The sequence below is a fragment of the Sutterella sp. AM11-39 genome, from assembly GCF_003472385.1.
Taxonomy (GTDB): Bacteria; Pseudomonadota; Gammaproteobacteria; order Burkholderiales; family Burkholderiaceae_F; genus Duodenibacillus; species Duodenibacillus intestinigallinarum.
In genome coordinates, this window is record NZ_QRLV01000002.1 from 30,550 (window position 1) to 43,006 (window position 12,457).

Below are 12,457 nucleotides of genomic sequence, written 5' to 3' on the forward strand. Positions count from 1 at the left end.
TGTTGTTCTTTTTAGAGCGCGGCAGCGGTGCTTCCCGCGCGGTGAATTTCTTTGAGAAGCTTTTCGATAAACATCAGACGGCGCACTTGACTGCGGGCGCCGTCGAAGTCGTGCTCGACGTCAATCAATCGCGTCAGCTGAGCAATGAGTTCGTCTCGGGAAGCTTGAACTTCCGTCGTCAAACGCTCGATCTTGTCCGTGTCGCCGTCGGCATCCTCGAGTGCCTCGCGCCACATCATCTGCTGCATCAAAAAATCGCCCGGCATGCGCGTGTCGGTTTCTCGGCCGACATCCACACCTGCGTTTTGCAGCAGAAGCGTTGCTCGAGACACCGGATCGATGAGTGCGTCGCGCGCTTCATTGATGCGACCGGCCCACTGCTCGGCCACACGCCGTTCGGCGGCAGGGCGAGAGGCAAACTTATCCGGATGCACCAGAGCGATTGCCCGGCGCCAGGCTTCCTCCACCTTGTCTTCGGAAAGCGCAAAGACAGCAGGCAGCGACAAAAGCGTAAACGCGTTTTGAGCCATTGCGACGCCTTAGACGTGGAAAGACTTGCCGCATCCGCAGCGTTCTTTTTCCTGCGGATTGTTGTACTTGAAGCCTTCCTGCAGACCTTCCTTGACGTAGTCAAGCTCGGTACCGTCAATGTAGGGCAGGCTCTTGGCATCTACCACGACCTTTACGCCGTGACTTTCCCAAACCTGATCGTCTTCGTTGACGACATCGGCAAACTCAAGCTTGTAGGCCATACCCGAGCAACCGCTCGTCTTGACACCAAGGCGCAAACCGATGCCCTTGCCACGCTTGGTCAAAAAAGCGGAAACGTGGCGGGCCGCCGCCTCGGTAAGAGTGACTGACATTGTGTTTTGTCCTCGTATAAAGCGTTGTGTTCGATTTACTTGGCGTGCTTGGCCTTGTAGTCGTCGATGGCGGCCTTGACGGCGTCTTCGGCCAAAATCGAGCAATGAATCTTCACCGGCGGCAGGGCGAGCTCTTCGGCAATTTCCGCATTGGAAATCTTGGCAGCTTCCTCAAGCGTCTTGCCCTTGACCCATTCGGACACGAGCGAGCTCGAAGCGATCGCCGAGCCGCAGCCGTAGGTCTTGAACTTCGCGTCCTCAATGACACCTTCGTCGTTGACCTTGATCTGAAGACGCATCACGTCGCCGCAGGCGGGAGCACCCACCATACCGGTGCCGACCGATTCGTCGTTCTTGTCGAGCGTGCCGACGTTTCGCGGATTTTCGTAGTGATCCATCAATTTTTCGCTGTAGGGCATTTTCCTGTCCTCAATGCAAACTTTTCAAAATTCGAGACAAATCAGTGAGCCGACCACTTCACTTCGGCGAGATCGATGCCTTCCTTGTGCATTTCCCAAAGTGGCGACAGTTCGCGCAGCTTGGCGACCTTTTCGGTGAGAAGCTTCACGGTGAAATCAATATCCTCTTCGGTCGTAAAGCGGCCAAGCGTGAAGCGAATCGAGCTGTGCGCGAGTTCGTCGTTGCGGCCGATGGCGCGCAACACGTAGCTCGGCTCAAGCGAAGCCGACGTGCAAGCCGATCCGGAGCTCACGGCGATGTCCTTGAGCGCCATCATGAGGCTTTCGCCTTCAATGTAGGCAAAAGAAATATTGAGATTCGTCGGAACACGGTGCTTGAGATCACCGTTGACGTACACATCAGGGATATTCTTCAAAATGCCGTCAAGCAGACGCTTGGAGAGCTTTTCGGCGTGTTCGCGATCCTTGTCGGCTTCAAGAAGCGCCAGTCGGTAGGCCTCCCCCATGCCAACGATCTGGTGTGTTGCAAGCGTGCCGGAGCGCATGCCGCGTTCGTGACCGCCGCCGTGAATCTGGGGCTCAATGCGCACGCGCGGCTTGCGGCGAACGTAGAGAGCGCCGATGCCCTTGGGGCCGTAGACCTTGTGCGACGACAGGCTCATCAAATCGATCTTGAGCTTTTGCGTGTCGATGATGAGCTTGCCCGGCGCCTGCGTTGCGTCGCAGTGAAAGAGCACGCCGCGTTCGCGGCAAATATTGCCGATGGCTTCGATGTCCTGCACAACGCCGATTTCGTTATTGACGGCCATCACGGACACGAGCGTCGTATCCGGGCGGATGGCTGCCTTGAGGTCTTCGAGGTCGATGAGGCCATTTTCCTGCACATCGAGGTAGGTGACTTCATACCCTTCGGTTTCAAGATGGCGCATGCTGTCCAAAACAGCCTTGTGTTCCGTCTTGACCGTGATGAGGTGCTTGCCCTTGTCGCGATAGAAATGCGCCGCGCCCTTAATGGCGAGGTTGTCGGATTCGGTTGCGCCCGACGTGAACACGATTTCGCGGGGATCGGCGTTAATGTAGGCCGCGATGTGGCCGCGGGCTTCCTCCACCGCCTTTTCGGCTTCCCAACCATAAGCGTGCGAGCGGCTTGCGGGATTACCGAACTTTTCGCACAGGTAGGGGATCATCTTTTCGGCCACGCGGGGATCGACAGGCGTGGTGGCCGAGTAGTCAAGATAAACAACGTGATGCTGCATTTTTGCGTCTCTTTACTGTTGTTGGCGCCCGCTCTCGACTCAAACAGCCCGAGAGCGCGCGCATTTTTAATTTGTTTCGTGCGGCAGTCCTTTTGTTCAGCTCTTCGGTTCGGTGATGTGCACAATGATCGGCTGTTCGCGCACTTCGCCGTGATGAGCGTGCTCCTTCAAACTTTTCTCCTTGATGGACTGCAGCGACTGGGCATTGAGAAATTCGGCCATCTTGGCGTTCAGGTCCGCCCACAGTCCGTGAGCCAAACACTGTGCACCTCCGCGGCATGCCGCACCGCCCTGGCACTGGGACATGTCCATGATGCCCTCGACGGCTTCGACAATTTCGCCGGCGCTGATTTCTGAGGCGTCGCGCCCGAGACGATAACCGCCGCCGGGACCGCGCACGCTTTTGACAAGCTCGGCACGACGTAGCTTCCCAAAGATCTGCTCCAAATAAGGAAGCGAAATCTTCTGCCGTTTGGCGATGTCAGCCAACCGCACCGGGCCGTTTTCGCTGTGCAGCGAAAGGTCAATCATGCTGGTGACCGCAAAGCGGCCTCGCGTGGTGAGTTTCACAGTCTTGCCTTCCGACGAAGTGGATTGCCCAACCGGCCCCAAAGGCCGATCTCTAGCGCTCTTCTCTAATAACCTAGTTTGCGAGTCAAGAATATTAATGAAAAATACCCAACAATAAAACATGGGTATTGGTCCAGTCGTCCGCTTGTATCTACACCATTGATCCGATCAATCGCAATACTCGACGCAACTGGCTTCATTTCAGATTTTTTTAAACTATACTTAATAAAAATCTAGATTTTTGTAAAGTACAACTAGCAATTATCTGAAATGGCATACATCGCACGTTCACTCACCGCTCTTCTTGAACGCACGCCAGCCGATAAAGCCATTGTGGTCTTCGGTGCTCGACAGACAGGCAAAACAACGCTGCTGGAGCACCTTTTCCAAGACCGGAAAGTGAAATGGCTCTCGGGCGACGAGCCTCAGGATCGAGAATTACTCACGTCGTTGTCTTCCAAAGCGGACATCTCGATTTTGCTTTCCGGTCTTGACGTTCTGGTGATTGACGAAGCCCAGCGCATCCAGGGCATCGGCATGCTTCTCAAACGTTTGGAGGACAGCAAACCTTCGTGCCTCATTTTTGCCACTGGTTCCAGTTCTTTGGAATTGGCCGGCGGTGTCATGGAGTCAGCCGCGGGACGTTTGTGGCCGATGACTCTTTTTCCATTGTCCGTGTCAGAACTGGCCGATCACAATAGTTGGCTTGACGTCATGGAGTCCTTGCCCATTCGATTGACAGTAGGCAGCTACCCGGAAATCGTGACTCACCCGCAAAGATCCAAGGCAACTTTAAGGTACCTCTTCGAGAGCATCGTTTTCAAAGACTTGTTTGCCATCGCCGGCATCCGCCGTTCAGAGCAGTTTCTGCATCTCGTTAGGCTTTTGGCGGCTAACATCGGCAATCCCTGCTCTTTCAGCAGTTTGGGTCAACAGTGCGGATTAAGTAGTCCCACCGTCGAGCGATGTGTAAGCCTTCTCGAGCAAAGCTTCATTGTGAAGACACTGCCGTGTTACTCCTCAAACTTCGCAACGGAACTAAAAAAATCCAAGAAGATTTACTTTTACGATCTGGGCATCCGAAACGCCGCTCTCGACAATTTCACGCCATTCTCATCTCGTAGTGATTTGGAACGCGGAGCTCTCTGGGAAAATTTTGTCATCATCGAGCGGCTCAAATGGCATCGTTATCGACAAGACGAAACACAACTCTACTTTTGGCGCGACCGCAACAAAAGCGAAGTGGATCTTTTGGAAGTCGACGAAGACGGTTCGCTTCACGCCTTTGAATGCAAATTGACGAATGCGCAAGCAAAAGCGCCGAAAAGTTTTGCGAGCAAATATCCCGATGCGTCGTTCGAGGTCATCACGATGCAAACGCTCCATCGTTTTTTCCAGTCTGAGACCTCGGACTTGTCTTAATTGGTCAAGTCCATAATGCACACCTTTCGAAGCAATTTTGCTCAATAGGTGCGGTTGCGCGAGTGCTTCGGTACAATGCGCAGAAATACGCGGCCGACGAGTGTTGAGACGCGCGTTTTTTCGCGCCCCTGCGTTCCCCCGTTAAAAGGATAAAAACACAATGGAATTTGATCTTTCCCTTATCACCAATTCTCTGCCTTTGTTGCTGCAGGGTGCCCTGGTGACTCTAGAGATCACGGCGATGGCCGTCGGTCTGGGTTTGGTGTTCGGCCTTTTAGCGGCTCTGGCTCAGTTGTCCAAGTTCACACCGTTGCGTCTGCTCGCCAAGATCTACGTCGACTTCATTCGCGGCACGCCGCTGCTGGTGCAGATCTTCATCATCTACTTTGCGCTTCCCGCGATCATCGGTCAGCGTATCGACCCGTTCGTTGCCGCTGTGGCCGCCTGCTCAATCAATTCGGGCGCCTACGTGGCGGAAATTTTCCGCGCCGGCATCCAGTCGATCGAAATCGGTCAGATGCGCGCCGGTCTGTCTCTGGGGATGACCTGGGGGCAGACGATGCGCTACATCATCCTGCCGCAGGCCTTCAAGCGCATTATTCCGCCTCTTGGCAACGAATTCATCGCGATGTTGAAGGACTCCTCCCTCGTGTCCGTCATCGGCTTTGAGGAACTCACCCGCACCGGTCAGCTCATCATTGCCGAAACCTACGGTTCGCTTGAAATCTGGACGTCGGTGGCCATTATCTACCTGGTGATGACGCTTACCATCACACGCTTGGTTTCCCGTCTGGAAAAGAAGTTCAAGGCAAGCGACGCCCGTTAGTCAGAACGCAGCTCCCAAGCCTTCGAAAAATGCCTCCCGCGCGGAGGCATTTTTCTTTTCAGCACAACTAAAGACGAGGTACAGCCGCCAGAAGCGTTTGGGTATAGGCGTGCTGCGGATGCGTGAGAACTTCTGCAGCTGTTCCGCTTTCAACGATGCGCCCGTGTTGCATCACCGCCACCTCGTGCGCCATAAATTCGACCACTGCAAAGTTGTGTGTAATGAACAAATACGACACGCCCTGCTCGGCCTGAATTTCCCGAAGCAAATTAAGAATCTGAGCCTGCACCGAAACATCCAGCGCGGAGGTCGGCTCGTCACAAACCACGATTTGCGGTTCAACGGCCAGCGCTCTGGCAATGGCAATGCGCTGACGTTGTCCGCCGGAAAATTCATGCGCCAGGCGATCGGCTGCCGCAGACGGCAGTCCCACACTGTCGAGAAGCTCGCTCACTTTCCTACGTGCATCTGCCTTGGAGAGCCCCGGACACAACGCCATGATTCCGTCGCTCACCAATTCCCCCACGCTCATGCGCGGATCAAGCGACGCAAACGGATCCTGAAACACGATCTGCGCGCAGCTTCTTAAATGCCGTTTAAAGCGTCCGCGTGCGTCAAAGGCCACCTCTCCGGCTATCTCCACGCTGCCGCTCACCGTAGCGTTTTCCAAAAGTCCCAAGGCGGCCTTGCCCAGCGTCGTTTTGCCGGACCCGGACTCTCCAACCAAAGCCAAGGTCTTTCCCCGGGCCAAAGACAGCGTTGCGTGACTGACCGCCTCAAAGGCCTTCTGTCGAGAAAAGAGACCGCCTCGGCTGCCGTACGTCACCGATACGTCCGTGAGCTTCAGTACCGTTTCTTCGGAACGCATCGTCTTTTGCAAGTGCGTTGTACTGCTTGTTACCGGCGAATCAGGATAGAAGCATCGAACCAAACGACCGGGAACCGTCGGCCGCATTGCCGGACACTTCTGCAAGCACGCCTCTTTGGCAGCCGGACAGCGCGGTGCAAAACGGCAACCTGAGGGCATCGCCGAGAGTTCCGGAACACTTCCCGCGATTCCGGTAAGGGTCTGCGCACTTTTATCGGCACTCGGCACCGCACTCAAAAGAAGACAGGCATACGGATGACTCGGGTTTTCAAAAAAATCGGAAACTTTGCTCTGTTCCACGATCTGCCCGGCGTACATCAGCGCCACCCGATCGGCATACTGACGCACCAGCGCCAGATCGTGTGTAATCAGCAACAGGGCTATACCGTGCTCTTTCTGCAGTTCCTTGAGCAAATCCAAAATCTGCGCCTGACGCGTTACGTCAAGCGCCGTCGTGGGTTCGTCAGCCACCACGACATCGGGACGACAAGCCAGCGCCATGGCGATCATGACACGTTGCTTCTGGCCCCCCGAAAGTTCGTGCGCAAACGCATCGAAACGCTTTTGCGGCTCGTCCAGGCCGACGCGGGCGAGCCACTGCAGCGCCCTTTGCCTGGCCTCTTCCTTGCTGACACGCTCATGCAGTCGAACCGCTTCAACAATCTGCTCACCCACCGTCATCACGGGATTAAGGCTCGTGGCAGGCTCCTGAAAAATCATCGCGATGCGATCGCCTCTTACGGCCTGCATCTCGCGCTCGGTGAGTTCCAGCAAATCCGTTCCGTTGAGGCGCACCTCGCCGCGATCGATATATAAGCCGTCGGGCAGAAGACGCATCAGGGAAAGCGCCGTAAGCGACTTGCCGCAGCCCGATTCGCCCACAAGCGCAAAGCATTCCCCCGAGCGGATCGAAAACGACACGTCGTCAACGGCCGTCAGAGAAGTTTGGCCTCCGATCCGTACGCTCAGATTCTTGACGTTGAGAATTTCTGCCATCGCCGTTCCTTACGCTTTGCCGCCTGCGTTTCGCGGATCAAACGCATCGCGCACGCCGGAAGCAAACAAGTTTGCCGAAAGCACCAGCGTCACCATAAAGACAAAACTTGCCGCCAGATTCCACCAAATCACAGGCGAGCGGCTCATTTCGGAAGCCGCCGCATTGATCATCGAACCAAACGAATCGGTCACCGGATCCACACCCACGCCCACATAGCTGAGCACGGCTTCGTACAGAACAATGCCCGAGAAGTCGAGTACGGCGACAATGAGGACGATGTGTGCGACGTTGGGAAAAACGTGTCTAGCCATGATGCGCGTTGACGACACGCCGAAGGCCTTGGCAGCCGTCACGAAATCCATGGCGCTCACTTTCATCGTTTCGGCTCGCAGCAATCGGGCCAAACCCGCCCAGCTGGTGAGTCCGATGATCACCGCCAAGAGGAAAAGCCGCACATCGGCTCTCTCAAGCCCCGTGGCATACATCTCCGGATGCTTGTCGATGAAAACCTGAATCATCAGTACGGAAGCCGCAATCAAAAGTACCGACGGAATGGAGGATATAGTCGTGTAGACGTACTGAATCACATCATCGACCTTGCCCTTGAAGTAGCCGGCAGCAATGCCCAACGTCACGGCAAAGGGAAGCGTAGAAAAAGTCGCCAGCAACCCGATTGCAAAGGCCGTGCGGATGCTCTTTACCGCACTGTACAGCACGTCGTTGCCCGTGGCATCCGTTCCGAACGGATGCCAAACGGGCCAGACGAACACCAAAACGCAGCCCAGGAAAATAGCCAGCAGCCAAACCAAAATGGCCGGCCTCCACGGATTGCTTCGTGCCGTCACGGCAATCATCGCCCGCCCAAAGCCTTCCCGTCGCACACAGGCGGCAACCGCACCGATCAGAAGCCATGTTGTCAAGACCCCGACGGCTCCGGTCATCACTCCCATCTCAATCTTTCGAAAAAGCGACTGCAACGGCTTGTCTTCATTGACGCCTGCCCCCGCTCCCTTGAGTTTGGCGTGTACGCGCTTGGGCCCCTCTTCGGTCACCACGGTCGTCTTATCAAAGTCGTAAAGAGAAAACGGAGCCGAGTAGCTTCTTTCGCGCCCGGCGATCTTTTCACCCACCAATGCGTCCAAAAGCGACACGGTTTTGGTGTCCCAAGCGGCAACGGCTGCACCGTCGGTTGCGGGCAGAGCACGGCGATAGTGCACACTATCGGCTAAGGCCGCCGCAAAGAAAACCGAAAGAACTGCCGCGGCCGCCACCGCGGTTTTATTGTTGAGAACCTTGCGCCACTTGCGAGCAAGCTCCTCTGTTCGCAGCACGTAAACAACGTAGCCGATGAGGCCCAGCACCAAGAGCCACAACACGGCGTCCGTCCAGAGAAAAACAAACTTCACGTCAAACATGTCTTATTTCAACCGAATGCGCGGATCGGCAATCGTGTAGGCAATGTCCGTCAACAGCAGCCCCAGCACATAAGCCGCGGTACCCAAAAAAACCATGGCGCGGACAATGGAAAAGTCCTGCGCGTTGATGGCATCGATCGTGTATGAGCCCAGCCCCGGAATGCCGAAAAAGCTCTCCATGATGAGGCTTCCCATGAAAAGCATCGGAAACACTGCCACGGTACTCGTCAAAATCGGCAGCATAGCGTTTCTGAGCACATGCACGAACATGACGCGGGCGTGCGACGCCCCCTTGGCGCGGGCTGTTCTGACGTAATCTTTGCCAACTTCCTCAAGGAACATGGCGCGATACAGCAAAGTGTCGCTGCCCAGTCGCGAGAAGATGCCAATAGCCACCGGAAGAATCAAAAAGACCGCCATGCGCCAGCCGTCCATAAAACCAGAAACGGGCACAAGCCTGAGCGTTTTGGCAAAAAGCCACTGTCCGAGAATGATGTAAAAAAGGCTCGAAACGCTCATCACCGTGACCGCAAAGGCCACCGCCGCCCACTCAAGTTTGGTACGTCGCACCAGCACCACCATAAGGGAGAAGACGAGCATCACGAAAACGCCCAGCACAAATGTGGGTACGGCAAGTGCCAGCGACGGGCCTACGCGTTCGGCAATTTCCCGATTGATGCTTCGACCGGCATCCGACAGTCCCAGATCGCCCGTCAAAAGCGGAGCCGATCGCGTGTAAAAAACGGTCTTGGTAATCTTTTCGATGCCCTGCGCCTCATCGTTATAGACAAGCGGCAAATCGTAGCCGTGCGCCGTCTTCCAGTTTTCGATCGCTTCGGACGTGACGTATCGCCCGCCGATGGCCAAACGCGCCATGTCGTCGGGCGTGTTGACGGCAAAAAAGAGAGCGAAAGTGAGCGCGTTGACGCCAAGCAAAATCAAAAAGCCGTAGGCGATGCGTCGAAGGATGTAGCCGATCATGCACGATCCTCCCTATGAATTCCGCGCTGCAGACTGCGTTTGATCAGATGTCGCCGCACAAACCAAACAAGCGCCAAAATGGCCACCAGAATCAGAATTACAGGCCAGACAACGGGCGAATTCCACGCTTGAATCTGCGCCATACGCTCCTTACTGTCGATGCGGATGTACTGCACATTGTTGCGAATCATTTGAGTGGGTTTGGCGTTTTTCACCCAATGATGAAGCGCTGCTGCCGAAGTGGGAAAGTAGCCGAAACTCCAGGGGGCATCCTCCTGCACGATACGGATCATTTCGTCGATCACGTCGGCCTTGCGCGGACCGTTTTCAAGATTGCGAAGCGATTCAAACAATGCGTCAAACCGTGCGTTTTGATAGTTGCTTGCGTTTTCTCCCGCGCCGTTGACGGCTTTGCTGTTGGGACCGTACAAAAGCGTGAAGAAGTTTTCAGCGTCCGGATAGTCCGCCAGCCACCCCCAGTAGTAAATCTGCGCCGATCCCTTGGCCATCTTATCCTGGAAACGGTTGTAGTCGGTGGCTCGAATCTCAAGCTGAATACCGATCTTGGCAAACTGCCGCGCCGTCCAGTCCAAAAACGACTTGGAGCCGGCACTCGTTCCCTGCCAATCGAAATTCAACACCAATGGGCGTCCTGTTTGGGCATCCCGTCCGTCCGGATAGCCAGCTTCGGCCATGAGCTTTTTCGCCTCTTCTATCGAGCGGCGCTTGACGCGCCCGTCGCCGTCCTTTTTGTAAACGACGGGATTAAAGGCCGAAGGTCCGTCGTCACGCCATCCGAAAAGCCCCGGAGGCAGCGGACCGTGAGCAGTCTGCCCCTGCCCTTTTTCAAAAATCGCTATCTGTTCTTCCCAATCGAGCGCAATGGAAATCGCCTGGCGCAGCAGCTTGTTGCGGCGCGCTTCTTGCGGCGTCTTGCCGGCGCCGACCACAGGATCAAGCCAATTAAAGCCGATGTACCAAAGGTTGGCTTCGACAGCGGTCGGAAACTGCAGACGCTTTTCCTTGTAGAGCTTTTCCTTGTCGGGATCGTCCCCCATCGCCACAATGTAGCCCTGCCCCACGTCAAGACGCGTGATCTGAGGGCTGTCGTAATAGCCCTGCAGGAATTTCGACGTGGTCGGCACCGCCTCCTTTTCCATCGTCAGAACAATTCGGTCCACGAAAGGTGTCATTTTGCCGCAGTCGGCCAAAAAGCCGTTTCGGCGGTCTTCTTCGGAACCTTCACACGGATAGATCAGTCCGCGATAGTTGGGATTGCGCTCGAGCACATGCTCTCGGTTTTGCCGCGACACGGTGAGCATGTATGGGCCCGTTCCCACCGGCCAGGTGTCCAGGGAAATATTGTTTTCTGCAAAACCGGGATTGGCGTAAAACGCCTCGGCCTCCCAAGGCATCGGCGCAAAGAAGGCCATTGCCATCCAATTGTCGAATTGCGGGTATTTGCCGCGAATGGTGATCTGCAGCGTGTGCTCGTCGAGCGCCTTGAGTCCCTCGCAGTCAAACTTCGTGAGATCAATGCGCGAGGCGGAATCTCCTGCCTCTCTGGCCTTTTTCCATGCATTGCCGATCGCCTCACTGAGTTCGTCGAAACCGACGATATAGGCCCGCAGAATACCGAAAGCGGGACTGACGACGGCCGGCGACGCAATGCGCTTGATGCCGTAAACATAGTCATGCGCAGTAAGCTCTCGCGTACCGCGCTCGGTCAGCTCCAGGGGGCTGGAGAGCGCCTTGGCGCGTTCGGGATTGAGCGTCAGGCAAAGAGGTTCGCCCTTTTCATCCTTGGCAAACGCCGGATGCGGGGCAAATTGAATGCCTTTTCGGATCGGAATCGTGTAGACGGAGTACGCAATGTCCTTGCTGTCGGCCTCTCCGGACAGGACTTTTTTATCCGCATCAAGATACACGGGCTTGACAACTTTTTCGGCCGTCAGCGGCATCAGCGTATAGGGGCGCTTTAAGTATTCGTAGCCGTAAAGCGGTTCGTAGACGCCGTAGGTGTATATCGTCTCGTCGCTTGAGTAAGACACCTGCGGATCAAGCGTTTTGGGACTGCGTCCCGAAAAGGAGGTAAAAAGCGTGTTGGATACATAGTCCGAAAGCGCCCGAGGCGCGTTGACAGGATCCGTACAGCCCGAGGACAATGCCGCCGCAAGGAGTGTTGCAGCGCACAAAATCGGCCGTAATAGCGGCGTGAATTTTTCAACAGAAAGAAACACTTAAGTCCTTCTCAAAAAAGGCAATCCGTCTTTCGCGCACGATTGCAATCCAATATACTTTCGACTCGATGATTGCGCCCGCCCGAAACAGGGCTTTTGCCCGGAGGCGCAATGCCTAATTCTGACCGATTTTCGGCGTCCGCACCGAGCCGAGCGCGGACGCTTTGTTATATGACTGAAAAAATCTTTTCTTTTCCTGTTCGCATCTACTGGGAAGACACCGACGCGGGCGGCATCGTGTACCACGCCAATTATTTGCGTTACATGGAGCGCGCACGCACGGAATTTTTGCGCACGCTCGGTCTCGAGCAACGCAAGATGCACCTCGAAGGCGCTCCCGTCATTGTGGTGAGCACCATCGAGATGAAGTTCGTGCGTCCGGCCGTGCTTGACGATGCACTCACCGTGAAGACCCGCATCAAGCTTTTGCGCCGCGCTTCCGTGATTTTCGAGCAGACCATCGTGCGCGGTGAAGAAACCATCTGCACGGCCCAGGTGCGCTGCGCTTCCGTTGATATGAAGCTTGGCGTCCCCACGCAGGCCGATCCGCGCATTCTGGCCGCTTTGAAGTCCTACGCCCCCGACGATTCGATCTGATTG

The 12,457-nt window shown here is 55.6% G+C and carries 12 protein-coding genes; 3 read left to right on the forward strand and 9 right to left on the reverse strand.

The window, feature by feature from the left end; all coding sequences use genetic code 11:
• Positions 1–11 precede the first annotated feature (11 nt).
• From hscB to DW133_RS01985, 5 genes are all read right to left on the reverse strand, one after another.
• Positions 12–530, reverse strand: coding sequence for a Fe-S protein assembly co-chaperone HscB (gene hscB / locus DW133_RS01965; RefSeq protein ID WP_118274735.1), 519 nt, complete (start codon positions 528–530; stop codon positions 12–14).
• Positions 531–539: 9 nt separating this feature from the next.
• A complete protein-coding gene (iscA, locus tag DW133_RS01970; protein WP_118274737.1) occupies positions 540–863 on the reverse strand; it encodes an iron-sulfur cluster assembly protein IscA in 324 nt (107 codons plus the stop codon).
• Between the two features lie 35 nt (positions 864–898).
• Positions 899–1,282 carry a Fe-S cluster assembly scaffold IscU gene (iscU, locus tag DW133_RS01975; RefSeq protein WP_118274739.1) on the reverse strand — a complete coding sequence of 128 codons (384 nt, stop codon included), beginning with the start codon at positions 1,280–1,282 and terminating at the stop codon, positions 899–901.
• 41 nt (positions 1,283–1,323) lie between these two features.
• A complete protein-coding gene (locus DW133_RS01980) occupies positions 1,324–2,538 on the reverse strand; it encodes an IscS subfamily cysteine desulfurase (RefSeq protein ID WP_118274741.1) in 1,215 nt (404 codons plus the stop codon).
• 96 nt (positions 2,539–2,634) lie between these two features.
• Positions 2,635–3,108, reverse strand: coding sequence for an Rrf2 family transcriptional regulator (locus DW133_RS01985; protein WP_118274743.1), 474 nt, complete (start codon positions 3,106–3,108; stop codon positions 2,635–2,637).
• Between the two features lie 270 nt (positions 3,109–3,378).
• Here DW133_RS01985 and DW133_RS01990 point away from each other — a divergent pair, with 270 nt between their 5' ends.
• Together DW133_RS01990 and DW133_RS01995 are read left to right on the forward strand one after the other, a co-directional pair.
• Positions 3,379–4,530: an ATP-binding protein gene (locus tag DW133_RS01990; protein WP_118274745.1), complete on the forward strand. Its 1,152-nt coding sequence runs from the start codon at positions 3,379–3,381 to the stop codon at positions 4,528–4,530.
• 160 nt (positions 4,531–4,690) lie between these two features.
• Positions 4,691–5,356 (forward strand): amino acid ABC transporter permease, encoded by a 666-nt coding sequence (locus DW133_RS01995; protein ID WP_118274747.1) that lies wholly within the window; start codon positions 4,691–4,693, stop codon positions 5,354–5,356.
• Positions 5,357–5,423: 67 nt separating this feature from the next.
• On the opposite strand, the gene DW133_RS02000 is transcribed toward DW133_RS01995, so the two are convergent.
• From DW133_RS02000 to DW133_RS02015, 4 genes are read right to left on the reverse strand one after another with little or no spacing between them, the layout of a single operon-like run.
• Complete coding sequence (locus DW133_RS02000; RefSeq protein WP_118274749.1) at positions 5,424–7,220, reverse strand: ABC transporter ATP-binding protein; 1,797 nt, start codon at positions 7,218–7,220, stop codon at positions 5,424–5,426.
• Between the two features lie 9 nt (positions 7,221–7,229).
• Entirely contained in the window at positions 7,230–8,627 is a 1,398-nt protein-coding gene (locus DW133_RS02005) for an ABC transporter permease (RefSeq protein WP_369907906.1), read from the reverse strand.
• 12 nt (positions 8,628–8,639) lie between these two features.
• Positions 8,640–9,617 carry an ABC transporter permease gene (locus tag DW133_RS02010; RefSeq protein WP_118274753.1) on the reverse strand — a complete coding sequence of 326 codons (978 nt, stop codon included), beginning with the start codon at positions 9,615–9,617 and terminating at the stop codon, positions 8,640–8,642.
• Positions 9,614–11,857, reverse strand: coding sequence for an ABC transporter substrate-binding protein (locus tag DW133_RS02015; protein WP_118274755.1), 2,244 nt, complete (start codon positions 11,855–11,857; stop codon positions 9,614–9,616). Before DW133_RS02015 ends, DW133_RS02010 begins: the two co-directional genes overlap by 4 nt.
• Positions 11,858–12,028: 171 nt before the next feature.
• Between DW133_RS02015 and ybgC the strand changes: the two genes are divergently transcribed.
• A complete protein-coding gene (gene ybgC / locus DW133_RS02020) occupies positions 12,029–12,454 on the forward strand; it encodes a tol-pal system-associated acyl-CoA thioesterase (RefSeq protein WP_118274757.1) in 426 nt (141 codons plus the stop codon).
• Positions 12,455–12,457: the final 3 nt, after the last annotated feature.